The following is a 25,683-nucleotide window of genomic DNA, read 5'->3' as shown; positions in this document are numbered from 1 at the left end:
TAAATATATGCAAGAAAAAACAGTCAGCGCTCAAACTATTATGCTGACTGTTTTTTCTGTTCTTCTATGTATGAATCTACACTTTGAAAAGGTACCTTAATTTTAAACGCATCTTTTTGTTCATGAAATTGTTTTTCATTATAGGGGCCAAAACGTTTATTATGCTTTACGTCAATAATCCAATAATGCTCGCTTTTTTTATTTGCAATTGCTGCGTCAGGATTATTAGGATCTGACTTTTCCTCAGTTTGTTTTGCAATAATGTATTTATCATCCCAGGCTATGTCTGTAATTTTTGCAGGAATGTATTGTGTGGCATATACAGCATCTTGCGTGGGGAAAAGTTCAAATGCATTTCCAGAAGTACGTATGAGTTCGTATTCATCGTTAATCGTATATGTTATATGATTTGTATTTCCAGCACAACCGGCTAATAGGAATGCGACGAATAGGATTATCCATTTTTTCAATATGGGAACCTCCTTTACAATGCTGTTGTAACACATTGTACAAGAAAAGTAAGAGAAACGCTAGTTTACAATGTTTTTTAGAAGTGGTACGATGAGACGGGTAAAGAAGGATATGAAGGAGTCGACATAAAAATGAAGTTAAAGATGCATCGTCCAGCGCTTGTAATGAACCGCATAGGTGCTTCCCTAATTGACATGTTTTTAATCTCGGTTATGTATGGTGCAGTAGTAGCTGTTATGACTGGAAATTATAGTGCTATTTTTAATCGCTTTAATATTAGTTTTGGCGATTATAGATATGATCTTGCAGTAGTTTTTATATTAATGGCGATATATTTTATTTTGCTACCCTTTATTTGGAACGGTGTAACACTTGGTAAAAAGGTAACGAGAATAAAATTAATTTCATTGAAGAGTGAAAAGTTAACATTACAAACATTAACGATTCGATTTTTTGTATTGTTATTACCGAACATATTACTGCTTGGAATTCCGATATTATGTAACGTATATATGATGTTATTCCGCAAAGATAATTGTGGTTTTCAGGATTTAATTACAAAAACGAAAGTGATAAGTCTTGTATAACAAAAAGAGACCTTTTTATATAAAAAGGTCTCTTTTTGTTATACAAATATATTTTAATGGATATATAATAGGGAAAAAGTTAATCTATATCATTTTCGAATTTAATAGATTGAAAATTAAGAAAATGTTATAATGATGAAAATAATATGTTTATATAATAAGGGGGAAATTGAAATGACTGGAGGTAGCGTAATCTTTTGGGGGATTTTAATTTTCATCGGTTTAGTTTTCGATCAGCGTAATAGTAAGAAAAAAGAAGGAGTAAAAAAGTAACCGTTTACAAATGAATAAGTAACTTTTCTTGCTTGCAGACTAATCTCATAAAGGAGTATACTGAATGACGGTAAGACTTATAGAAGGGGTAATGAAAATGAAGCTTGCAGGAAAAGTTGCTATCGTAACTGGCGGTGGCATCGGTATTGGACGTAATACAGCTCTTTTGTTGGCTAAACAAGGCGCAAAAGTAATTGTGACGGACATTGATCAAGAAAGTGGACAAGCAACAGTGGAGGAAATTACGAATCTAGGCGGAGAAGCACTTTTTGTATCCTATAATATGGAAAAACAAGGAGATTGGCAACGCGTAATCAGCATTACTTTGAATGCATTCAGTCGCATTGATATGCTTTTTCAAAATGCTGGTTTATATAAAATAGATTCTATATTTTCACGCCAACAAGAGAACGATTCCAATGTACTTTGTATTAATGACGTATGGATAGAGATAAAACAATTAACGTCATCTTTTATGAAACAGCAAGAAGAAGTGGTGCTAAGTGACTTACCGATTTTCGGTATTATTAGCACGAAAGGACAATCATTTCATACAGTAGAAGCCCTCGTATAATAGTGAAAACCGCCCTCAATATATGTGGACGGTTTTTTTGTATGAAAATTATTTTTTAACGAATGCGTTGTTCGTTTTGACTATCAAAGAAATGCGCTTTATTCATATCAAATGCTAGTTTAATTTGGTCACCAGGTGAAAATGTATGTCTTGCATCAACACGTGCTGCAAAATCTTGATTTCCAAGTTTCATATATAAAATAGATTCAGCACCTAATAACTCAGCAACTTCAATTTTTGTTGTGAAGGCAGTAGATTGTGAAGCTTCTAAAAATAATAGTTCATCATGAATGTCCTCAGGACGAATACCTAAAACAATGTCTTTATTTACATAGCCTTGTTCACGTAATATCTTCATTTTTCCTTCAGTTACTTTAATTTTTGCAGCATTGTCTATAACGAAATCGGTTTCAGTTAATTTACCACGGAAGAAATTCATCGCTGGAGAGCCGATAAATCCACCAACAAAAATGTTTTCAGGTGTTTCATATACTTCTTTTGGAGTACCGATTTGTTGAATTTTTCCGTCTTTCATAACAACAAGACGAGAAGCCATTGTCATCGCTTCAGTTTGATCATGCGTTACATAAATTGTTGTCGTACCAAGGCGGTGGTGTAACTTAGAAATTTCTGAGCGCATTGCAACACGTAATTTAGCGTCTAAGTTAGATAATGGCTCATCCATTAAGAACACTTTCGCGTCTCGAACGATTGCTCTCCCTAACGCAACACGTTGACGTTGTCCACCAGATAATGCTTTCGGTTTTCTATCTAAATATTGTTCCAGTCCTAAAATTTTTGCTGCATCTTTTACACGACGATCAATTTCATCTTTTGGTATTTTTCTAAGTTTTAATCCAAATGCCATATTATCATACACACTCATATGTGGATATAGGGCATAGTTTTGGAAGACCATTGCGATATCACGGTCTTTTGGAGGGACATCATTCATTAGCTTACCATCAATTGAAAACTCTCCTTTTGAAATATCTTCAAGTCCAGCCACCATTCGTAATGTTGTAGATTTTCCGCATCCAGAAGGACCGACAAATACGATAAATTCTTTATCTTGAATGTGTAAATTGAAGTCTGTTACAGCTGTTACGTTATTATCATATATTTTATAAATGTTTTCTAATTTCAGTTCTGCCATGGTATTTCCCCCTAGAAATAATTATGCAAACGTTTTCTTTGAGTTCATTATAAACGAATAGATTCAAAAAATAAACAAAAAAATAAAACGTTTTCATGAATTGGAAGAATATTAGTAAATTTCGTATGTTTTCTTAGAAAAATAAGAATAAAAGTTGTAAGCGCTATTTTAAATTAAGATGGAATCTGTTATCATTCATTAATGAAAACGTTTGCGCCTTGGGAAAAGAGAAAATTGAATTATGAATGAAATGGGGTAGCATAATGGAAAAACAGTGGTGGAAAGAAAGCGTAGTATATCAAATTTATCCTCGTAGCTTTATGGATAGCAACGGTGATGGCATCGGGGATCTTCGCGGTATTATTTCAAAGTTAGATTACTTAAAAGAATTAGGGATTGATGTAATTTGGTTATCACCAGTCTATGAATCTCCAAATGATGATAATGGTTATGATATAAGTGATTATTGTAAAATTATGAATGAGTTCGGCACAATGGAAGATTGGGATGAGCTATTACATGAAATGCATGAACGTAATATGAAACTTATGATGGACTTAGTTGTTAATCATACTTCTGATGAACATAATTGGTTTATTGAATCACGTAAATCAAAAGATAATAAATATAGAGATTACTATATATGGCGTCCTGGAAAAGAAGGAAAAGAGCCGAATAACTGGGGAGCAGCGTTTAGCGGATCTGCATGGCAGTATGATGAAATGACAGATGAATATTATTTACATCTGTTTTCTAAAAAACAGCCAGATTTAAATTGGGATAATGAAAAGGTAAGACAAGATGTTTATGAAATGATGAAGTTTTGGTTAGAAAAAGGAATTGATGGCTTCCGTATGGATGTTATTAATTTTATTTCTAAAGAAGAGGGATTACCAGCTGTTGAAACAGAAGAAGAGGGGTATGTTTCAGGTCATAAGTATTTTATGAACGGTCCAAACATTCATAAATATTTACATGAAATGAATGAAGAAGTATTGTCTCATTATGATATTATGACGGTTGGTGAAATGCCTGGTGTAACGACAGAAGAAGCGAAATTGTATACCGGGGAAGAACGAAAAGAACTGCAGATGGTATTCCAATTTGAACATATGGATTTAGACTCAGGAGAAGGCGGAAAATGGGATGTAAAACCATGTTCACTTCTTACGTTAAAAGAGAATTTAACGAAGTGGCAAAAAGCATTAGAACATACAGGCTGGAATAGTCTGTATTGGAATAACCATGATCAGCCTCGTGTTGTATCTCGTTTTGGTAATGATGGAATGTATCGCATTGAATCTGCGAAAATGTTAGCGACGGTGCTTCATATGATGAAAGGAACACCTTATATTTATCAAGGCGAAGAAATCGGAATGACAAATGTTCGATTTGAATCGATTGATGAATATCGAGATATTGAAACATTAAATATGTATAAGGAAAAAGTGATAGAGCGCGGTGAAAATATAGATAAAGTGATGCAGTCTATTTATATAAAAGGCAGAGATAATGCTAGAACACCGATGCAGTGGGATGATAAAGATCATGCTGGATTCACAACAGGTGAGCCCTGGATTACGGTAAACCCTAACTATAAAGAAATCAATGTGAAACAAGCGATCCAAAATAAAGATTCAATTTTTTATTATTATAAAAAATTAATTGAGTTACGCAAAAATAACGAAATAGTTGTGTATGGATCATATGATTTAATATTGGAGAATAATCCATCTATTTTTGCATACGTAAGAACATATGGAGAAGAAAAACTTCTTGTTATTGCAAACTTTACTGCGGAAGAATGTGTATTTGAATTGCCTGAGGACATTAGTTATAGTGAAGCAGAGTTATTTATACACAATTACGACGTAGAGAATGGACCGATAGATAACATGACATTACGTCCGTATGAAGCAATCGTGTTCAAATTGAAATAAGAAAAATCCTTATACCACTTTGGTATAAGGATTTTTTTGGTTACCATTTTAATATGGAGAATCCATATGGAGGAAGTGTAACTTGTAATACACTTGCTTCCGCTGAAAATTCTTCGTTTGTATAAATATTAATGATTTTCTTTCCAGTAACATGGAGAGGCAGTGAAGCTGTAATATCACTATTAGTCGGATTTAAAACGAAAAAGATAGTTTCATCTTCATATGTTTTTGTGTAAGAAATATAATTATGTTCATCATTTGCTTCAATGAATTGGAAAGTACCATGTCCTCCAAATGCTTTATATTGCTTTCGTAACGAAATTAATGTTTGTACATGTGTAAATAATAGATGATCTTGTTCTTTCGTATCCCAAACCATACATTTGCGGCAATCAGGGTCCATACCGCCATCCATACCAATTTCGTCTCCATAATAAATACAAGGAGAGCCGATGAAAGAAAGGTGGAATACATAAAGTAACTTTAACTTATTTTTATCTCCGTTACATGTTGTCAATATTCTTGGTGTATCATGGCTGTCTAATAAATGAAATGCTGCTTCATTTACATTCATAGAGTAGGAATGTAGAGATTCTATAATTTGTTTCATAAATTCATTTGCCTTAATGGAATTGTTAGCAAAGTAAGACAGTAGAGCGTTTGTAACAGGGTAGCTCATTACAGCATCAAATTGATCCCCTTGTAGCCAAGGAAGTGCATCATGCCAAATTTCACCTAAAATATATACTTCAGAATTTAATGCTTTTATCTCACTTCGGAATTCTCTCCAAAAGTTATGGTCGACTTCATTTGCTACATCAAGGCGCCAACCGTCTATATTGAATTCTTTTACCCAATAACGCCCTACTTCAAGTAAGTATTCTTTTACATCCGGGTGTGCTGTGTTTAATTTCGGCATATACGGTGTAAACGCGAAAGTATCATAATTCGGGAGTGGCTCAGTTCTAATTGGGAACTCATGAATATGGAACCAATCTTTATATGCTGACTGTTCACCATTTTCTAGTACGTCTTGAAATTTATCGAAAAAGTATCCGCTGTGATTGAATACGGCATCGAGCATTACTTTTATACCGTGTGTATGACATGCCTCAACAAGTTCTTTGAATGTTTCTTTTGTGCCAAATTGAGGATCGATTTCCATGTAGTCAATTGTGTCATATTTATGGTTTGAATGTGCTTTGAAAATAGGTGTGAAATATATTCCCGAAATTCCAAGCTTAACAAGGTAATCGAGGTTTTGAATAATACCAGCAAAATCTCCGCCGAAAAAATTAGTTGGAGTTGGTTCAGCGCTTCCCCAAGGAAGGGTGTTTTCTCGATTCAACGTATGATCTCCATTAGCGAACCGTTCAGGGAAAATTTGATACCAAACAGTATCTTTAATCCAGGAAGGTGCTTTGAATACATCATTTGCATGAATAAATGGAAAACAGAAAAAGTTACCAACGTCATCATTTGGAATGCTAGAAAAAAATCCACGTTCTGCATAAATAAGCGTTTCTGTCTCTGCTTTTAATTCAAATCCATAACGTAAGCGCTTAAATTTTGGCTCGATGGAAATGGACCAATAATCAAATAATGCAGTAGAACCAGTTTTTTTCATCGGTGCACTTGAAGAAATCCACTTCCCGTCTGTCCATTCATAAGGATCACCATAAATAAGATTGGTGCTTTGAACATCGTCTCTTTTCGTACGTATTCGGATATGAATCGTTTTTTCATCGTAAGCGTATGCGTAATTATCTTTTGGCCTATGATAGATGGCGTCTTTAAGCATATAAAAAATCCCCCTTTACTATCTCTATGCATATTGTTCCCTTAAGTATAATAATAAAGCATATGTTGCAAACGATTGCTTTTTGCATAGCTTTAATATTGCTTATAAGAGTAGTATTCATTTCATATAAAGTCAATCTATAAAGAGTGTAGTAATAATATTTTAAAAATTAATATTTGCAAAATGAATAAAAGAATGTATAATGATAGACAAATAGCGCAAACGTTTTCATAGATTGAGATATCGTTTGCGCTTCTATTAAACTATTCAATGCAAACGTTTTCAATTAGTAAGGTACATATACAATTCAGGGAGGTTTTTGGGATGAAGAAAGCATTATCATTATTAACGGTTTCAGCATTATCAATTGGTATGTTATCTGCATGTGGACCGAAAGATTCAGGGAAAAAAGAAGAAAGTAAAGCAAAGAAAGATTACGATCTACTCGTTTGGGAAGATGATAAAAAAGGTGTTGGTTTAGAACCAGCAGTGAAAAGCTTTGAGGAAAAATATAAAGTAAAAGTAAAAGTTGTTGAAATGCAAATGACAGATCAAGTGAAGAAGTTACGCCTTGATGGACCAGCGGGGACGGGACCAGATGTTGTAACATTGCCACATGATCAAATCGGAAATGCAGTAACAGAAGGTTTACTTTCTGAAGTGAAAGCTGATGATGCTGTAAAGAGTAAATTTACTGATTCATCAATAGAAGCACAGACATATAACGGAAAATTATATGGTTTACCAAAAGCAATTGAGACACCAGTCTTTATTTACAATAAAAAACTAATGCCAAAAGCGCCAGAAACGATGGACGAGCTTTTTAACTTCTCAAAAGAATTTACGAAAGATGGCAAGTACGGATTTTTAGCATTAGGAGATAACTTCTACTTTGCTAATGCATTCATGGCAGGTATGGGTGGTTATGTGTTTGGTGAAAAAGATGGAAAGCCAAATGCAAGTGATGTTGGATTAAATAATAGCGGAGCAGTACAAGGTGCTGAGTATCTTCAAAAATGGTACAAAGAAAAGTTATTCCCGAAAGGTATTATCGGTGAATCTGGTGGACCTGCTGCTGATGGGCTATTTAATGAAGGAAAAGCAGCATCTATCATGAACGGCCCTTGGGCGTTCCAAGCAATGGAAAAGAACGGAATTGATTATGGCGTTGCTCCAATGCCGAAATTACCAAATGGTCAACCAATGAAAACGTTTGTTGGGGTTAAAGGATGGCATGTAACAAGTTTCTCTAAACAAAATGATTTAGCTACAAAGTTCACTGAATGGGTAACGAATGAAGAAAACGCAAAAATTCGATTTGAGAAGACGAAAGAAATTCCTCCAGTAAAAGCAGTAATGGAAGATCCAATTATTAAAGATAACGAAGCTGCAAAAGCAGTTGCAACACAATCTGAAAATGGAATTCCAATGCCAAACATTCCAGAAATGCAAGAAGTATGGAAACCAGCTGGAGATGCGCTTCAATTAGTTGTTACGGATAAAGAGGCACCAAAAGCAGCACTTGATAATGCAGTGAAGCAAATTAAAGGTAATATTGAGGCAAATCATAGTAAGAAAAAATAAGGTGAAATTCGTGCCTCTAATATGAGGGGCACGAATTCTCTCCCAGGAAAAAAGGGGGAAGGAACATGCAAACATCTATGGAACCAGCAAACGGCTTAAACGGTTCAAAACATAGGAAAATGGCAACCATGTTATCAATCATTCCAGGCGTGGGCCAAATGTATAATAAACAATTTGTAAAAGGTCTTATTTTTCTAGTATTAACAGGTTCATTTATTGTAGCCTTTGCTGATTTATTAAATATGGGATTATGGGGAATTGTAACGCTTGGTACAGAAGTTCCACGTGACCATTCTGTCTTTCTATTAGTAGAAGGAATCTTGGCACTCATTGTCATCGTGTTTGGACTCGGAATATATGCATTTAATTTATATGATGCATACCAAAACGGAAAGAAACGGGATATAGGAACACCGTTAAACTCTGTAAAAGAGCAATACCGTAATTTACTAGACCAAGGTTTTCCGTATTTAATGGTTTCACCAGGGTTTTTATTACTTATCTTTGTCGTTGTATTTCCAATCATTTTCGTAATTTTAATTGGATTTACGAACTATGATTTATATCATTCTCCTCCAGCTAAATTAGTAGATTGGGTAGGGTTTAAAAACTTTATTGATATCTTTACATTACCGATGTGGAGAGAAACGTTTTTAAGTGTATTTTCTTGGACTGTCATCTGGACATTCGTTGCAACGACATTACAAGTTGCGCTTGGTATTTTCTTAGCGATTATCGTAAATCAGCCTGGTATTAAAGGGAAGGCGATTATTCGAACAATCTTCATTTTACCGTGGGCGGTCCCAGCATTCGTATCTATTCTTGTTTTCTCTGGTATGTTTAATGAAACATTTGGAGCGATTAACAATCAAGTATTAGCTTTATTCGGAATTGAAAAGATTGCTTGGATGACAGATCCATTTTGGGCGAAGATTGCTTTAATTATGATTCAAACGTGGCTTGGATTCCCGTTCGTCTTTGCAATGACAACAGGTATACTGCAATCGATTCCAGGAGAATTATACGAAGCGGCTACAGTAGATGGAGCTACAGCGTGGCAACAGTTTCGTAAAATTACATTGCCACTTGTTCTATATGCAACAGCACCAATATTAATTACGCAATATACGTTTAACTTTAATAACTTTAGTATCATCTATCTATTTAACGGCGGAGGTCCTGCTGTAGCTGGACAAGACGCAGGTGGAACAGATATTTTAATTTCATGGATTTATAAGTTAACGATGACTTCCGCGCAGTACGGAAAAGCAGCAGCTCTTACAATGATCTTATCGTTAATCGTTATTACAGTTGCGTTATGGCAATTTAAGAGAACAAAATCATTCCAAGAAGAGGATATGATGTAAATGAATATTAAAAGACAAAAGATGTTACGTCTCTCATTAAGTTATCTCGTTATTTTCGTAATGTGTGCCATCATTTTCTATCCATTATTATGGATTATTGGCTCATCGTTTAATCCGGGTGATAGTTTATCTGGATCAAGTATTATTCCGCAAAATGCAACGCTAGATCATTATCGTAAGTTATTAGATTTAGAGAATAGTAATTATTTACTATGGTATAAAAACACATTAAAAGTAAGTGTTTTAACGATGATTTTTTCAGTGTTAGCAATTAGTTTTACTGCTTATGCATTTTCGAGATACCGTTTTGTTGGAAGAAAAAATGGTTTATTAACATTTTTAATTTTGCAAATGATTCCAAACTTTGCAGCGTTAATCGCTTTATACGTATTAGCACAGTTAACAGGATTAATTGATACGCACCTTGCATTAATTTTAATTTATGTAGGCGGGGCAATTCCAATGAATACATGGCTTATGAAAGGGTATTTTGATACGATCCCGAAAGAATTGGATGAGTCAGCTCGTATGGATGGAGCAGGACATTTTCGTATTTTTTGGCAAATCATTATGCCACTTGCAAAGCCAATCGTAGCGGTTGTAGCGTTATTTACTTTCATCGGCCCATTTACAGATTTTATTTTAGCGAGTATTATTTTGCGCACACCAGAAAATTATACGTTAGCAGTTGGATTATATGAAATGGTGGCGAAGAAATTTGGGAATGAATTTACAACGTTCGCAGCGGGTTCCGTATTGATTGCAATCCCAATTTCAATTTTATTCCTATCACTACAAAAATACTTTATCTCTGGTTTAACTGCTGGAGGTACGAAAGGATGAAAAATGGGACATTATGTCCCATTTTTCTTTTCATCTTCCTATAAAACATTTTATAGGGAGATGAAAAGAGATTTGACATCCCATATGAAAAGAAGTGAAATAAATAGTATATTATAGTATAGGAAAAAAGAGCTCTATCCCTTACAATACATGGAGAGGGAGAATATGATAGGTTTTACAAGATAGAATCAATGAAAGTTTATGACTTCCCCTATTACTTGCAACGGGTGCAAGATGAAAATATATAAAATGGCAGAGAAGTGAAAGGAGGGGGATTTTTATGACAGTTACAATTAAAGATGTGGCGAAGAAGGCGAATGTAGCACCATCTACCGTTTCTCGTGTAATTGCTGATAATCCAAGTATAAGTGAAAAAACAAAGCGTCGTGTTCGGAAAGTAATGAGTGAACTAGGGTATCATCCTAATTTAAACGCAAGAAACCTAGCTAACCAAACAACAAAAACACTTGGCCTTGTTATGCCAAGTTCTGCAAGTAAAGCTTTTCAAAATCCGTTTTTCCCAGAAGTTATAAGAGGGATTAGTTCGTTTGCACATGTGGAAGGGTATGCGCTTTATATGTCGACAGGTGAAACGGAAGATGAAATTTTTAATGGTGTTGTAAAGATGGTGCAAGGGCGCCAAATTGGTGGCATTATTCTTTTATATTCAAGAGAGAATGATCGGATTATTCAATATTTACATAAACAAAATTTCCCGTTCGTATTAATCGGGAAACCATATGATCGTAAAGAAGAAATTACATATGTAGATAATGACAATTATACAGCTGCAAGAGAAGTAGCAGAATATTTGATTTCATTAGGTCATAAACAAATCGCGTTCATCGGCGGTGGATCAGATTTACTTGTGACGAGAGATCGTTTGGCTGGTATGAGTGATGCTTTAAAATTAGCAGACATTGTATTGCCGAAAGAGTATATTTTACATTTTGATTTTTCAAGAGAAAGTGGTCAACAAGCCGTGGAGGAATTAATGGGGCTAAAGCAACCACCGACAGCAATTATGGCAACGGATGACTTGATTGGACTTGGTGTGCTAAGTGCACTTTCTAAAAAAGGATTCGTTGTACCGAAGGATGTTTCAATTGTAAGCTTTAATAATGCTTTATTATCAGAAATTGCGAGTCCTCCGCTTTCAACAGTTGACGTGAATATATATCAGCTAGGATATGAGGCAGCAAAAGCTTTAGTTGATAAAGTAGAGAATGCGGAGTCTACTGCAAAGTGTATCATTATTCCGCATAAATTACTGAAGCGTCAAACTTGCGATCATTATGCATAAAAAAAGCTAAGAGTTTAACTCTTAGCTTTTTTGTTGTAGAAAGGCTTCTAAACGGTCACAGCCTTCTTTTAAAGTTTCAATACTATATGCATAGGATAAGCGAAGGTAGCCTTCACCATATTCAGAGAATGCTGTTCCAGGAACGACGGCAAGTCCAGCTTCTTTCACAAGATCAAGTGCAAAATCAAATGATGAAGATGTTAAATGGCCAACATATGGGAATAAGTAAAATGCACCTGTTGGCTTTTCAACTGTTAAGCCCATTTGAATGAGTCTATTATATACGTAATCACGTCGTTTTTTGTATTGATGACGCATCATTTTTGGTGCATCTTTAGCAGCTGTTAAAGCTTCAATTGCAGCATATTGAGCGATTGAAGTAGCGCACGTTACATTGTATTGATGAACTTTTAATATATGCCCAGCTAAATATCTTGGTGCGAATAATAGACCGATACGCCAGCCGGTCATAGAATGTGATTTTGATAAACCGTTAATGACGATAGTCTTTTCACGCATTTCTGGGAAATGAGCGATCGATGTATGTGTCTGTTCATATACAAGTTCGCTATAAATTTCATCAGAAAGAACGAAAATATTTTTATCTTTTAAAACATCTACAATATCCTGTAGTTCTTCTTTTGATAAAGTTACACCAGTTGGATTAGAAGGATACGGCAGTACGACGCATCTTGTTTTTTCTGTAATGGCCTTTTCCAGTGCTTCGGCTGTTAAACGGAAGCCAGTTTCACGAACATCGATAAAAATAGGTGTTGCGCCGCATAATCGAATAATCGGTTCGTACCCTGGATAAATAGGGGCAGGTAAAATGACTTCTGTTCCTGGCTCTAAAATCGTTCGAAATGCAACATCAATTGCTTCACTAGCACCGATTGTAACGATGGTTTCGTTTTCAGGTGAATAATGTAAATCATAGTTATCTTTTACAAAGTTACAAGCTGCCTTGCGTAACTCTAGTAAACCAGCGTTATGTGTATAGCTTGTATAATTTTCTGTAATAGCCCGTTTTGCCGCTTCTTTTACGAGAGAAGGTGTAGGAAAATCAGGTTGTCCAATTGTTAAAGAGATAAGATTATCATAGTTTTGAATCATGTTAGAGAATTGACGGATTCCAGAAATTTGGATGTCCTTTACTCTAGGGTTAATGAATTGTTCCATTGTATCTCCCTTTCTTCCGTTTGAAAATTAAGTTCATTTTAACATATTTTCTATCATTTCGCTTGCGTATATGGTATGTAGAAAGAGAGGAATAATAGAAAAAAAGCCGCTGTAAGCGACTTTTTAATATCCGTATTCCCAATCTATTTCATCTTCATTCCAAAGTACAGAGGATACTTTGCCAAGGTGAACAACTGATTCATTCACAGCGCATGTGCAATTTTCTTCTCCTGTTTTATGTTGTAACTCTTCATACACTGATTTTTCAACATTTTCCAGAACGACCAAATTTTCTTCTTTTAAAACAAGCGTAGTACCCGCCATATTTATCTTCCTCCTACTAAAATAATGATCACTTATTTGTAAACATAGATAGTATGGATTATATGCTGTATTTTGCTATAGTTGTCCGTCTTATGAAGTATTTTTTATTTTCTTTGTAATCCGTATTCATTGTATACTGTCGGGCAGAAATTTGGTACAGGGTTTACATTCATTTCGAAAATCTGTAACAATTATTATGTGTTGTTAACAAAGAATTAACAAATATGTTAAGAAAAATCAAAATTTTAAAACAAACAAACCTGTAAAATGATATAATCATATCAAAATACATATAGGGGATGAGAGGCTATGGAGCTTATCCGTGATTTAATGATCCAAATTGCCATCATTATTTTGCCACTATTTTTATACGAAGCGATTCGTTTAAATCGTTATCAAGAAATGCCTCCGAAGCCGAACCGCTACTTTATTATGTTTTTATCTAGCATTACACTCGTTCTCTCTATGACATATTCTATTTGTTTTGGGGACGTTTGCGGGTATAACTTTCACCCAATCCCAATTGTTAGTGGTTTTTTATATGGTGGGATTGTTGGTTTAATCCCGGCCGTTATTTTTGTTGTCTATGAATGGGCGCTAAAGGGCATAAACCTTCTTCCAGTCATAGAAGTAATATTTCTATTGATAGTTCCATTATTTTTATCAAAGAAATGGTCTCTATTTTCAAGGGATAAGAAGCTAATTTTAGCATTTATGATTTCATCATTGTACGTACTTGTTTCTTTAGTGATTGGTATGATTAACGTTCTGTTAGAAACGGGGTTTACACCATATGTTTCGCACTTATATAGCGGATATATATTTGCTTCGCTTATTATGGTTATGACAATGGTATTTCAGGTGTACTTAACAGAATATTTAAATGAAAATGCAATACTACGTACAGAGATGCAAAAGTCAGAGAAACTTAATATTGTAAGTGAGTTAGCAGCAAGTGTTGCACATGAGGTTCGAAATCCGCTCACTGTTGTTCGTGGTTTTATTCAATTGCTAGAAAGTACGGAAGATGTGAAGAACAAGGATTATATGCGTCTCGTATTAGCTGAATTGGACCGGGCAGAACAAATTATTTCAGATTATTTAAATTTAGCAAGACCACAAATTGAGAAAAAAGAACATATTTGCTTATCCGCTCAATTAATAGAAATGACAACTCTTATGTCATCATTTGCAGCGATGCAAGGTGTATATTTGCAAGTTGAGATTTCTGAAAGTCTTTATACGATCGGTGATAAAACGAAATTGAAGCAAGCTATTATGAATGTTGTTAAAAATGGTATTGAAGCAATTCAAGGAAATAAAGGATATTTAAAAGTAACGGCTATGCAAAAAGATGAAACGATTGTAATAAGAGTTAAAGATAGTGGTGTTGGGATGACGAAAGAACAATTAGCAAGGCTCGGACAACCGTATTATTCTTTAAAAGAAAAAGGGACAGGATTAGGACTAATGGTAACATTTAGTATTTTACAAGCGCATAATGGTACGCTGGAATATAAAAGCGAAAGTGGGAAAGGAACTGAAGCGATTATTATATTGCCAGCTGTAAGAAATAAGGAATAAAAGTTACCGATAGAAGGTAACTTTTTATTTTATATTAGAAAAAATATATTATGCTATTCAGTTGTTTTTTCTTGTTTTGTTCGGCTAAATAAACTTCTAAATGATTGGAAAAAGCTTTGTTCTTTTGAGGCGGCGACTAATCTTTTTGTTTCTTGAATTTCGCGAATTACTTGCATAAGTTGTGCATCACGGTTGCTATCTTTATTATAAATTTGATTTACGAGTTTATTCATTTTTTCTTCTTGTTTAGATTCTCGTTTATACATATGATTCATTAATAAGTCCATCTTTTCTTTTTGCAGAGCATCTGTTTGAGCGGCATGATCCACTAACTCTTGTAGCATTTTTTCCTGAGATCCTTCTTTTACATAAACTTGTTGCATCAACTCATCTAGCTTTTCATCTTTTAAACGATTTTGGGTAATAAGGGTAGAATTTTGATGAATAATAGCTTCATTTAGTTGAGCGAGCATTTCAAGTTTTAACATGAACTCCTCGAAGTTACGCCCATCTTCTTTTTCTTTCGGTTGTATTTCTTGCGTATTTTGTATAACTGGTACAGGTGGGGCCTCTTTTTCTTTTAAAATAATTGGTATCGTTTCTGAAATATCTTCCTGCAATGTAGCAGCTCTTTCATGTATAGATTTCAATAGTTTTAAATCATCAAGTTTATAAATACGAGCATCAGCTGTTTTGGAAATTATATAACCATGTTCCTCTAACAGTTGACTATATTTGCGGACTATATGTTTTGGGATGCCTGTTTTATTCGTCACATCTTTCGTTTTATAGGTAGCTTCCATAATATTTCCTCCCCAAAAAGTATCGTATATATCATTTCAATCTTTTATGAGGACTTCCTTTGAAAAAGAATGTCGGAAGGTTATTAGTTTTCTACAGCATTAGTGAAAAGATGAAGAAAAATGAGAGTTTTTGGCGGAATGGCGAAGAAGAGCTGAAATAATGTCTGAAAACATAGACAGGAGAAGTTTGTTATAATAACTGAGGAAAAGAAACTGGTAGAATCATGGAGGTATACATGAAGCAATTAAAGGGTATTATCATTTCAATTATTGCAATTCTTTCTATTGTAGTAGCGGTGTATGAAGTGCTTGTTCCAGAGGAAACAAGTATTAAAAAAACAAATGCGTATGATCAAGTTCTAGAATTTCCGAAAGATCGATATCCAGAGACAGGGAAACATATTACGGATGCTATAAAAGAAGGACATTCAGAAGTGTGTACAATCGACCGTGGTGGCGCTGCGGATAGAAGAAAATTATCGTTAGCTCCATACCCATCAAAAAAAGGGTATGATCGTGATGAATGGCCAATGGCGATGTGTAAAGAAGGCGGAAAAGGAGCACATATTGAATATATAAGTCCAGCCGATAACCGCGGAGCAGGCTCTTGGGTAGGAAATAAGTTAGATAAATACCCAGATGGTACGCGTGTGAAATTTGACGTAAAGTAGTAGTTGCATATTTCATAATGAAGGAGAAGGGAACGATGGAGTTAACAATTTCGTATTCGCAATTAATGTTGATGAACTATGACGGTGATCAGCCTTACGTTGATTGGACGGATGAAGATTTTGAAAGAGGTTATGCGAAGGTGGATGGAACTGTTATTTTTGAAGCACTTTCTGATTATACTTGTGAAGTAAAAGTGACCCCAGGGAAACATATTGAGAAAGAAGAAGTAATTAGAACGGTTACAGTTCCTTTTACAGTTGAAAATGAATGTATCGTTGTAACAAGTATTCTTTCAAATAAATTTCAAATTCCTATTCCAAATGGTGAGTATACGGTTGTATTACAAGCAACACCTCTTGAAGAACCAACGGATGATGAATTATATAAAATACAATATGAATTCTTTTTTGAAAGTAAAGAATAAAAAATGGGGTATCCTCAAAAAGGATACCCCATTTTTTATTATGCGTTTGTTTTTAGCAAGGAACGAGCGTCTTTTGCTGCTTGCACCATGTGCTCTAAAGCTGGAATAACTTCTTCTGTTCTTCTCGTTTTCAAACCACAATCAGGATTAATCCAGAAATATTTAGGATCGCATACTTTTAAAGATTGTTCTACGATTTTATACATTTCATCTTTACTTGGTACACGTGGGCTATGAATATCATATACACCTAGACCGATGCCTTTTTCATATGTTGTATGTTTTAATGTATCAATAAATTCACCGTGACTTCTTGATGTTTCGATAGAAATCACATCTGCATCTAATGCGCGAATCGCATCAACGATATCTTCGAAGTTACTGTAACACATATGAGTATGAATTTGTGTTTCATTTGCTACAGATGAAGTGGCTAAAAGGAAGGATTGTACTGCCCATGTAATATAAGCGTCCCAATCTTTTTCTTTTAGTGGCATTCCTTCACGAAGTGCTGGCTCATCTACTTGAATTACTCGAATTCCGGAAGATTCAAGTAGTTCAATTTCATGACGAAGAGCTAATGCAATTTGATATGAAACTTCTTTTCTTGGAATGTCATTTCGAACGAAGGACCAATTTAAAATCGTAACAGGTCCAGTTAACATTCCTTTTACAACTTTCTCTGTTAAGCTTTGTGCATACACAGTTTCCTTAATAGTCATTCCGTTAATAAAGGCTACATCACCATAAATAACAGGTGGTTTTACGCAGCGGGAACCGTATGATTGCACCCAACCGTTTTTAGTGAATGAGAAACCAGCAAGGCGTTCACCGAAATATTCGACCATGTCAGTTCTTTCAAATTCACCATGTACAAGAACATCAAGACCAATTTCTTCTTGGTAACGAATCCATTTTTCTGTCTCTTTTTCAATAAATTGTTCATATTGTTCATTTGAAATAACACCGTTACGCCATTCTTTTCGCGTTTGGCGAACTTCAGTTGTTTGCGGGAAGCTACCGATAGTTGTTGTTGGTAACAACGGTAACTTCAGGGCAACTTGTTGCAATTCATATCGTTTTTCAAATGGAAGAGGACGTGAAAAATCTTCTTCTTTTAGTGCTGTTCGTGCTGCTTTGACATCTTCTCGGTTACGTGCAGCAGATGAACGAATTGTATGATGTACATTTCGATATGTTTCCAGCTCATTATGAATGCTTTCTGTACCTTGAGTTAGAGCGGAATGAATAAGAACTAACTCTTCTAATTTTTGATTTGCAAATGCCAACGCATCAAATAGCTCAGTCGATAAGTGAGTTTCTTCTGTTTTATCGATTGGCGTATGCAATAAGCTACAAGAAGGCTGAACGATGAAATCTTTCGTTTGGACTTGTTTTTGTAACGTTGTAAATAACGTAAGAACTTCATCAAGATCGGCTCTCCAAATGTTACGGCCATCTATACAACCAACAGCTAAAGTTTTATCAGCTGGGAATCCATATTTTGAAATAGCATGTAGATTACCTTCTTTACCATGAACGAAATCTAATCCAATACTTGATACTGGGAATGTAATAATTTCTTCATAGTTTTCTTCTACACTATCAAAATATGTTTGTAAAAGAAGATTCGCATTTGGAACTTCTTTACGAATAGCTTCATAAATTTCTTTTGCTTGTTGAACTTCTTCTTTCGTTAAAGAAGCGAAAATCGGTTCATCAACTTGAATGATTTGTGCACCAGCTGCATGTAGTTCTGAAAGCAGTTGTACGTAGGGTGCAACTAACTGTTTTAAAATAGTAGCAAATTGTTCTTGTGTATAGCCTTTAGCTAATTTCAAGAAAGTATATGGTCCTAAAATAACAGGTTTTCCATCTACTCCTAATTCTTGTTTTGCCTCTTCGTATAAGCGAAGTGGACGATTATCTTTTAAAGAGATTTGTAATCCCTCTTCATATTCTGGAACGATATAATGATAGTTTGTGTTAAACCATTTTGTCATTTCGGAAGCTACGTGATCTTTAGAGCCACGCGCCATTGCGAAATATACATCAAGGTAAGATGTAAACTGAGAAAAACGTGATGGGATAAATCCTAGCATATAAGCAGTATCCAAAACGTGATCGTAATATGTAAAGTCGCCAATTGGAATAAGTTCAATCCCTTTTTCTTGCTGTGCTTTAACGTGTTGAAGACGAATTTCTTTCATTGTTGTTAAAAATTGTTCTTCATCAATTTTATTAGACCAAAAAGCTTCCAATGTTTTTTTCCACTCTCGTTGTAGTCCGATACGTGGATAACCTAAGTTACTTGTTTGAATTGCCATTTCAAATTCCTCCCCAATTGAAAGTAAGCATTTCCGTTTACTAGGAAATACCTATAACAAAAAGCATAAAGGCATAGAAAATAAGCCTTCCTTTTTGTTTTAACACCTCATCATCATCCGTGAATCTATCAGTGTTGTTAAAACAGGCAGGTCTCCTGACTTATGCTTCATATGATTTCTTTCACCTTCCCGTTTTCACAGTGGCATTAAAAAGAAATCTCAGCATTTACAGTGGCGGGACCGTGTTGGAGTTTCACCAAGCTTCCCTTTTAAACACGAAACAAACTGTTCGTGTACCCATTTTCCTTTTGAAAGGAATTTAACAAGCGATATGATATTGAAACAAATTCTAACACAATTTTTGGAATTTTGTCTACTGTTTTGAAATAAGAAAATTATAAAGTTTTTTTATTTTAAACATTCTTATTTTTCTGATTAATAAAAAGGGGTTAATTGAATTAAACTTATAAAAAAGTGTGTACTTGTACAGAGGTAAGACGCTAGTTATGTTGTTTAACAATTGGTCCATATTTTGGAATAAGGAAGGGGATTAGATGGTTCATTTCGAAATAGTAAGTTATCAAAAAAAGAACAAGATTACTGTATAAAGATGAATATACTAAGTTTATAGAAATGGGAATTATATGAATTTCAAACAAAGAATTGAATACAGTTTGGATGAAAACCAACATCCTTCTTATATAGAATTTTAAGAAACAACTTTTCATTATGGGAAGTCAGTGATGAATAAATCTTAGGTTTTCAAACAAATATATTGTTATATTTTTGAGCACAGTGAAGTATCTTATATCGAAAATTAAACAAGCATAACCCCGTCCTAAATTAGAATGAGGTTATATGTGTTTTAGGCTTTAAGATGAAATAACTAAATTGTCATTTTACATTTTCTATTTTGTAAGTTTAATCCTCATCTATATCAATTTCTGAAAGGCGCCCTGCAACTGCATCTGTAAGAAGGGTGTTTAACCATTGTAATTCAACTGTAATATGTTCAATAACGCTTTGTAAAATATATAGTTGTGCACGTGGGATTTTGCCTTTGCTACAATCATAAATAGTTTGCATATTATGTAAATATTGAATAGTATCATTTTTCTTCTTTTCTAAAATAGGAACTAACTCTTGGTCATCACCAAAATGAGCGAAAGAGAGTGCCGAATAAATCGGTTTATATATTTGATTTTTTGCCTCGAATTGTTTTAATAGTAATTTGTGAAATAATTGTTTACCTTCTTCTGTTATATGAAAGATTGTTTTATCTGGTCTATTCGTATCTCGAACAATCGTGGTAATACAAATTGCACCTTGCTTTTCTAATTGCTCGAAGGCGTAGTAAAGTGAACCTTTTGCATATTTAATATAACAATCCATTTGTCTTTCTTTCATAATGTGTTGCACTTCATATGGATGTTTATCCCCTTCGAGTAGCAAACCGAGAATGACTAATTTCATGCTCATTCTGTTGTCTCAACTCCTGTATATAGAAACTTTATCCCGATTGGTGAGGGATAATAACCAGTGGGAATGGTTCCTTACTGATTAAAGATTTACTTTATATATTATAAACGGCATACCCTTTTTCATAAAGGGTATGCCGTTTCTTTTTTCTATACTAACTTACTTGCTTTTGTCTTTGTTTCGTTTTTGGACCTGTAAATAGTCGTTCATTTCCCATAAGTAAAATACAAATAATACTTAGCACAGCCGGGATAAGTGCCCAGAAGAATGTGCTGGCAATAGATGTAGCGAGAGCCTCTTTAATACCAGTTAATATTTCAGGTGGCATCTTCTCGGTAGCACCTTGTGATAATAAGAAACTTGTGTCTCCGCCCTTTGGAGCTAATTTAGCTAGTTCAGGAGGGAACACCGTACTTAATTTATTAGTAAAAATATGATTTTGAATGGTACCGAAAATTGTTACACCAAGAGTCATACCGAGTGAACGGAAGAATGAGTTTGTTGATGTAGCAGAACCACGGTCTCGCATTTCTAACTTGTGAATAGAAGACATACTTAAAACTGAGAACGAGAAACCAACCCCAAGTCCAGTGAGAACCATAAATAGTGTTACAAGTAGACGAGGTGTATCCATCGTTAAAGTGCTTAATAAATAAATACCAATTACAAAGAAAACGCCAGATACGATCATGATGTTACGATAACTTGTTCGTGAAGCTAACTGTCCACCTGTTTGACTTCCAATTACAGAGCCAACCATCATAGGTGTTAAAATTAATCCAGCATTAGAGGCTGAACCGCCGAGAACACCTTGAACGAAGATTGGAATATAAACTGTACAGATAATAAAAGCGGCACCATAGAAAAAGGCAACGCCTTGGCTAGCTGCGAATAAAGGTTTTTTAAAGAGATGGAAAGAAATGATAGGCTCCGTTGCTTTTCGTTCTACGAAGAAGAAAATAATAAGCATAATAACAACTGTTGTAAATAAACCGATAATTACAGTGGAATTCCATGCATATTCTTTACCACCAAGTTCTAAGGCGAACATTAAACAAACGATACTAATAACAAGTGTAATAGCGCCAGCCCAATCAATTTTTTGTTTTCTAAATTCTAGAGATTCACTGTAGTATTTAGTAATGAAGAAGAAGGAGATAAGCCCTAATGGAATATTAATATAGAAGACCCAGTGCCAACTTATATAGTCTGTAATATAAGCGCCTAATAAAGGACCGAACACACTAGATGTCCCGAAAACGGCACCGAATAGTCCTGTCATTTTTCCGCGTTTTTCTGGTGGGAATATATCGTACATAATTGTGAAGGCAATAGGCATAAGAGCGCCCCCACCAATCCCTTGAATTGCTCTATAAATACTTAACTGTTCAATACTAGATGCTGTTCCGCAAAGTGCAGAACCGAATAAGAAAAGAATGAGGCCACCGATATAAAAACGTTTCCGTCCGTACATATCAGAAAGTTTTCCGAATATAGGCATACCTGCCATTGTTGCTACCATATATGCAGATGTGACCCAAACGAACTTGTCAAATCCTCCTAAGTCTCCAACGATCGTTGCCATTGCTGTTGCAACAATTGTATTATCCATTGCCGCCATTAAAATACCAAGTAGTAAACCAGCAACAACAAATTTTGTCTTGTTGGAGTCTTTTTTTGATAATTGAGATTTCAAATATAACCCTCCTTTAAAAATAAGTAAACTATATTAAGTTTTGAGTGCAGCGCATAAAAATGTAAAGGACAGTTCTTTCAAATCAATTTACACAAGTGCACAAGCCATAAAGAATATTATAGTCAAATTTGACTAAAAGGCAAATATTTTCATTCGTCAAAATATTCTGTTGTATGGACTGCAAAAGAGTGAGTAATACTTAATATTGGTATAAAGTCAATGAAGGAAATTGTAAAAAAATATTTCAGCAAGAATACCTTCAGTTAACAGAGGAAAAATGGTTTTTTCTTTATATTGTCGAATAGGATAAAAGGAAGAGTAATAACTATATATCGTTTGTATTGTGCAGAGAGGCAGAATAAGGTCGTATGAATGATGCATCTGAAATGGGGTGAATATTATTATGAAAATATGGAAACGAATTTCGGATCAAGGAAGGCGTTCAATACCGCTACAACCGGTATTATGGATTGATGGATCAAAAAAGGAAAACGAATGTCCCAATGTAGCAGTTACATTGCAAATCCGTAGTATGTATAAAGAAAAATTTTCATATGAACTGACCTATGATGTAAACGACATACTTATTATTCGAATTGAAGTTGAAAATAAAGGAATAGAAATGATTTCACGAGTTGTAGTAAGTCATATGATTCGCGATTATTTTGCATATATCCCTAATTCATTAAAGGTAGATAAGGGGATAAGTGAGTTTTTATTCCAACTTGTAAGGTGGCGAATCGATAATTTATTACCGAATGAAAAGGTAGAATTAATTTGTAAAATAAAAGCAAATAAAGATAAAGCACTCAAAAACGCATTATTTCAGGCTACATATACATTTCAATATAACGGAGTATCATATGGTCCACTGCAAACAAATGAAGTTGTAGTGCGGCAATGATAAAAAGGAACCTGTATGGAAGGTTCCTTTTTTAGTGAAGGTTATGCTTTTTGAGTATTTTCTTTTGTTCTATTCCTTTTTTCCCTACATAGTTATTTTTGAAGCCAAAGTATAGAATAAATAAAAATGAAGCAACATTAACAATAGCATCGATTTGATCGTTTGTAATAAAGTTTATTCCGAAAGAATTGAATAGTAATTTTAAGGATAATAGAAAGCCCGCTAGTAAACGTATAATATCTGATAGATTTTCTTTTTGTAGCATATAGGTCACTCCTTTCTAAAAACGATATATAGTATATATATGAAATGAAGTAGAAAAGGTAGACAAGTTTAAGCGGAAATGTACACTCAATATGTACATTTTTTATTTTGTAGAAAAACATAATTGTTATAGAAACATATATTGGTATAGAAGGGAGGTGAAGTATGAAACATAAAGGGAAAATTAGTGGATTATTACTTGGGAATACAGTGGCAGTTACAGAATGGATTGCGCTTCAGGATGTAATTACAAAACTGGATTCGCGATCATTTTATACCGTCTTTATTATTTATATATTGCAAATGATACTCAGCTATTATTTTGGACATTGGTATGATAAAAGAGCGAGTGGGCGTATGGATACGGAAGTAGGAGGAATGGCAAGTAATGATTTTGTAGTTGATTTTTTTGAGAAAGTAGCTGCTTTATCAGAACGAGATTCTCATAATATTACAGTGTACATTCTTTCTGTGAAAGAATGGAAAGGACTAAAAGAAACAGTGCAAGAAAAAAAATTGGAGGTGTTAGTACAAAAATTGGAGAGCACGATTGTAAAGACAATTCGTAAAGGCGATGTCGTTACGAAGTGGGATGAAAATAAGTATGTGATTGTGGCGATTGATAAAGGACATGAAAAGTCGACAATAACAAACCGATTAATGAAAAATATTGAAAGTGAAATAGAAAATGGTTTGTTAAGTATGACTCTATTATTTGGGGCTGCTAGTTATCCTATAGAAGGAAAAACGTTTGAAGAATTGTTAAGAAAGGCACAAAATCAATTGTACCAACATAGAAATTTGTAAAAAAATAAGTGAAATTTTGATTTGAAGAAATATGATATGAAGAAGTTTTGATTGTAACATTTTTTTGACTTTTATTACAAAAAGAACTTTTTTTGTAATAAAAGTCTTTAAAAATATATGAAATAGGCATATAATTATGATGGATGTGTCAATGCATTTTGCACAATGTGTTTCATTTTAAAAGTGTAGAGGAAAGCATACTCTACACTTTTCCTTTTTAGGGAATGGCAAGAATAATTGTAAGTTGTTGCAAGATAGCATTTATACTGTGTAAAATGAACGAAGAGATTATTTGATAGAAAGCGGGAAAGGGAATGATAGAATGATAGACGTGTGAGAACAACGAACATCTTTTATCAGGTGAATAATTACTGTTGTTCTTCAAATTATTATGGTTGTGATGAATTCCGTTGTACTTTTATGTAATACATAGTATGAATAGGTTTTAAAAAGTTCCAAGTAAAAGATGGATATGAAACTGCTATTTAGTTCGAAAACGGAAAATGTAATTTCAAGTAATACAATTTGTACAAGCATTATAAACAATATGAATGATTTTCGTGAAAAAGGTGCGAGTGTGGAGTTTATAGAAGGTTATATAATTTCATAGCTTTTTACACGATGATCGTATATAAGTAGGAGGAAAAAGATGTTGAAATATAGTAAATTAGCAATTGTAACTGCATTATCAATGACTTTACTAGCGGGTTGTTTCGGGCCGAAACCAGAAGAGGAATTATATGTTGCATTTGAAAATGCTGCAAAGCAAGAAAAAACAATGTTTGAAGATGCAAAAAAACTTGAAACTTTAGAGAAAGAGGGACAAGAATTATATAACCAGATTGTTCAAGAAGGAAAAGATAATAATCAAACTGTTAAGGAAAAACTAAACCAAGCAGTGAAAAATACAGATGAACGAGAAAAAGTGCTTAAAAAAGAAAAAGAATCTTTAAATAAGGCACAAGAAGAAGTGAAATCGGCAGATAAATATGTGAAGAAAATTGAAGATAAGAAATTGAAAGATCAAGCGGATAAAGTGAAAAGCACATATGAGAAACGACATGATTCATTTAACAAAATGTATGATAGCTATAATAAATCGTTAAAACAAGAAAAAGAATTATATACAATGTTACAAGATAAAGGTACGAAATTAAAAGATATTAGTGAAAAAGTAAAAGTAGTAAATCAGTCTTATAAAGATATTGAATCAGAAAAAGACAAGTTTAATGAATTTACGAAGTCTTATAATACAGAAAAAATTGCTTTTTATAAACAAGCAAATATTAAAATTAAAGAAGAGAAAAAATAAAACAGTTTG

24 protein-coding genes and 1 riboswitch are annotated in these 25,683 nt (G+C 34.1%); of the genes, 14 read left to right on the top strand and 10 right to left on the bottom strand.

Annotated features, from left to right (window positions below):
• Positions 1 to 38: 38 nt before the first annotated feature.
• Positions 39 to 470, bottom strand: a complete 432-nt coding sequence (locus MR070_RS01455; RefSeq protein WP_000758783.1) for a DUF3997 domain-containing protein — start codon at positions 468 to 470, stop codon at positions 39 to 41.
• 132 nt (positions 471 to 602) lie between these two features.
• Between MR070_RS01455 and MR070_RS01450 the strand changes: the two genes are divergently transcribed.
• The 3 genes from MR070_RS01450 (at position 603) to MR070_RS01440 (ending at position 1,905) form a co-directional block, all read left to right on the top strand.
• Positions 603 to 1,058, top strand: a complete 456-nt coding sequence (locus MR070_RS01450; RefSeq protein ID WP_000769088.1) for an RDD family protein — start codon at positions 603 to 605, stop codon at positions 1,056 to 1,058.
• 174 nt (positions 1,059 to 1,232) lie between these two features.
• Entirely contained in the window at positions 1,233 to 1,331 is a 99-nt protein-coding gene (locus MR070_RS01445; protein ID WP_000145657.1) for a hypothetical protein, read from the top strand.
• A 64-nt stretch (positions 1,332 to 1,395) separates the two neighbouring features.
• Positions 1,396 to 1,905: an SDR family NAD(P)-dependent oxidoreductase gene (locus MR070_RS01440; RefSeq protein ID WP_000218426.1), complete on the top strand. Its 510-nt coding sequence runs from the start codon at positions 1,396 to 1,398 to the stop codon at positions 1,903 to 1,905.
• Between the two features lie 55 nt (positions 1,906 to 1,960).
• On the opposite strand, the gene MR070_RS01435 is transcribed toward MR070_RS01440, so the two are convergent.
• Positions 1,961 to 3,061: an ABC transporter ATP-binding protein gene (locus MR070_RS01435; protein WP_000818923.1), complete on the bottom strand. Its 1,101-nt coding sequence runs from the start codon at positions 3,059 to 3,061 to the stop codon at positions 1,961 to 1,963.
• Positions 3,062 to 3,324: 263 nt separating this feature from the next.
• Here MR070_RS01435 and malL point away from each other — a divergent pair, with 263 nt between their 5' ends.
• Positions 3,325 to 5,001: an oligo-1,6-glucosidase gene (gene malL / locus MR070_RS01430; protein WP_000415194.1), complete on the top strand. Its 1,677-nt coding sequence runs from the start codon at positions 3,325 to 3,327 to the stop codon at positions 4,999 to 5,001.
• Between the two features lie 40 nt (positions 5,002 to 5,041).
• On the opposite strand, the gene MR070_RS01425 is transcribed toward malL, so the two are convergent.
• The gene (locus MR070_RS01425; protein ID WP_242260412.1) at positions 5,042 to 6,802 is read right to left on the bottom strand and encodes an alpha-glycosidase; all 1,761 of its coding nucleotides are present in this window, start codon (positions 6,800 to 6,802) and stop codon (positions 5,042 to 5,044) included.
• 324 nt (positions 6,803 to 7,126) lie between these two features.
• Between MR070_RS01425 and MR070_RS01420 the strand changes: the two genes are divergently transcribed.
• The 4 genes from MR070_RS01420 (at position 7,127) to malR (ending at position 11,899) form a co-directional block, all read left to right on the top strand.
• Positions 7,127 to 8,386 carry an extracellular solute-binding protein gene (locus MR070_RS01420; RefSeq protein WP_000709918.1) on the top strand — a complete coding sequence of 420 codons (1,260 nt, stop codon included), beginning with the start codon at positions 7,127 to 7,129 and terminating at the stop codon, positions 8,384 to 8,386.
• Positions 8,387 to 8,451: 65 nt separating this feature from the next.
• Entirely contained in the window at positions 8,452 to 9,753 is a 1,302-nt protein-coding gene (malC, locus tag MR070_RS01415) for a maltosaccharide ABC transporter permease MalC (RefSeq protein ID WP_001194989.1), read from the top strand.
• Positions 9,754 to 10,596: a maltosaccharide ABC transporter permease MalD gene (gene malD / locus MR070_RS01410; protein WP_001022608.1), complete on the top strand. Its 843-nt coding sequence runs from the start codon at positions 9,754 to 9,756 to the stop codon at positions 10,594 to 10,596.
• A 280-nt stretch (positions 10,597 to 10,876) separates the two neighbouring features.
• Positions 10,877 to 11,899, top strand: a complete 1,023-nt coding sequence (malR, locus tag MR070_RS01405; protein ID WP_000219043.1) for a maltose operon transcriptional repressor MalR — start codon at positions 10,877 to 10,879, stop codon at positions 11,897 to 11,899.
• A 21-nt stretch (positions 11,900 to 11,920) separates the two neighbouring features.
• Here the strand turns inward: malR and MR070_RS01400 are convergent, their stop codons facing one another.
• On the bottom strand, positions 11,921 to 13,078 hold the full coding sequence (locus MR070_RS01400) for an aminotransferase A (protein ID WP_000434566.1): 1,158 nt from the start codon (positions 13,076 to 13,078) through the stop codon (positions 11,921 to 11,923).
• Positions 13,079 to 13,201: 123 nt separating this feature from the next.
• The gene (locus MR070_RS01395; RefSeq protein ID WP_000929285.1) at positions 13,202 to 13,402 is read right to left on the bottom strand and encodes a hypothetical protein; all 201 of its coding nucleotides are present in this window, start codon (positions 13,400 to 13,402) and stop codon (positions 13,202 to 13,204) included.
• 309 nt (positions 13,403 to 13,711) lie between these two features.
• Here MR070_RS01395 and kinB point away from each other — a divergent pair, with 309 nt between their 5' ends.
• Complete coding sequence (gene kinB / locus MR070_RS01390; protein WP_000420387.1) at positions 13,712 to 14,986, top strand: sporulation sensor histidine kinase KinB; 1,275 nt, start codon at positions 13,712 to 13,714, stop codon at positions 14,984 to 14,986.
• A 53-nt stretch (positions 14,987 to 15,039) separates the two neighbouring features.
• Here the strand turns inward: kinB and MR070_RS01385 are convergent, their stop codons facing one another.
• Positions 15,040 to 15,789, bottom strand: a complete 750-nt coding sequence (locus MR070_RS01385; RefSeq protein ID WP_000388462.1) for a DUF3967 domain-containing protein — start codon at positions 15,787 to 15,789, stop codon at positions 15,040 to 15,042.
• Positions 15,790 to 16,025: 236 nt separating this feature from the next.
• Between MR070_RS01385 and nucA the strand changes: the two genes are divergently transcribed.
• A complete protein-coding gene (gene nucA, locus MR070_RS01380; protein ID WP_000811499.1) occupies positions 16,026 to 16,460 on the top strand; it encodes a DNA-entry nuclease in 435 nt (144 codons plus the stop codon).
• A gap of 35 nt (positions 16,461 to 16,495) precedes the next feature.
• The gene (gene comJ, locus MR070_RS01375) at positions 16,496 to 16,885 is read left to right on the top strand and encodes a competence protein ComJ (protein WP_242260410.1); all 390 of its coding nucleotides are present in this window, start codon (positions 16,496 to 16,498) and stop codon (positions 16,883 to 16,885) included.
• A 38-nt stretch (positions 16,886 to 16,923) separates the two neighbouring features.
• On the opposite strand, the gene metE is transcribed toward comJ, so the two are convergent.
• From metE to MR070_RS01360, 3 genes are all read right to left on the bottom strand, one after another.
• The gene (metE, locus tag MR070_RS01370; RefSeq protein ID WP_242260408.1) at positions 16,924 to 19,212 is read right to left on the bottom strand and encodes a 5-methyltetrahydropteroyltriglutamate--homocysteine S-methyltransferase; all 2,289 of its coding nucleotides are present in this window, start codon (positions 19,210 to 19,212) and stop codon (positions 16,924 to 16,926) included.
• Between the two features lie 128 nt (positions 19,213 to 19,340).
• Positions 19,341 to 19,528, bottom strand: a riboswitch (cobalamin riboswitch).
• 605 nt (positions 19,529 to 20,133) lie between these two features.
• Positions 20,134 to 20,691 (bottom strand): PadR family transcriptional regulator, encoded by a 558-nt coding sequence (locus tag MR070_RS01365; RefSeq protein ID WP_242260406.1) that lies wholly within the window; start codon positions 20,689 to 20,691, stop codon positions 20,134 to 20,136.
• Between the two features lie 154 nt (positions 20,692 to 20,845).
• A complete protein-coding gene (locus tag MR070_RS01360; protein WP_000842024.1) occupies positions 20,846 to 22,387 on the bottom strand; it encodes an MDR family MFS transporter in 1,542 nt (513 codons plus the stop codon).
• 403 nt (positions 22,388 to 22,790) lie between these two features.
• On the opposite strand from MR070_RS01360, the gene MR070_RS01355 reads away from it, so the two are divergent.
• The gene (locus MR070_RS01355; protein ID WP_000708181.1) at positions 22,791 to 23,291 is read left to right on the top strand and encodes a hypothetical protein; all 501 of its coding nucleotides are present in this window, start codon (positions 22,791 to 22,793) and stop codon (positions 23,289 to 23,291) included.
• 31 nt (positions 23,292 to 23,322) lie between these two features.
• Here MR070_RS01355 and MR070_RS01350 read toward each other — a convergent pair whose 3' ends face one another.
• Positions 23,323 to 23,556: an SPP1 phage holin family protein gene (locus MR070_RS01350; protein WP_101164644.1), complete on the bottom strand. Its 234-nt coding sequence runs from the start codon at positions 23,554 to 23,556 to the stop codon at positions 23,323 to 23,325.
• A gap of 164 nt (positions 23,557 to 23,720) precedes the next feature.
• Here MR070_RS01350 and MR070_RS01345 point away from each other — a divergent pair, with 164 nt between their 5' ends.
• Both MR070_RS01345 and MR070_RS01340 read left to right on the top strand, forming a co-directional pair.
• Positions 23,721 to 24,362: a diguanylate cyclase domain-containing protein gene (locus MR070_RS01345; RefSeq protein WP_000680841.1), complete on the top strand. Its 642-nt coding sequence runs from the start codon at positions 23,721 to 23,723 to the stop codon at positions 24,360 to 24,362.
• 649 nt (positions 24,363 to 25,011) lie between these two features.
• Positions 25,012 to 25,674, top strand: a complete 663-nt coding sequence (locus MR070_RS01340; protein ID WP_000922491.1) for a YkyA family protein — start codon at positions 25,012 to 25,014, stop codon at positions 25,672 to 25,674.
• Positions 25,675 to 25,683: the final 9 nt, after the last annotated feature.

Source organism: Bacillus cereus group sp. BfR-BA-01453 (assembly GCF_022662915.1).
GTDB classification, from domain to species: domain Bacteria; phylum Bacillota; class Bacilli; order Bacillales; family Bacillaceae_G; genus Bacillus_A; species Bacillus_A paranthracis.
Note: the sequence above shows the minus strand (reverse complement) of the source record. Positions and strands in the feature narration are given on the sequence as shown.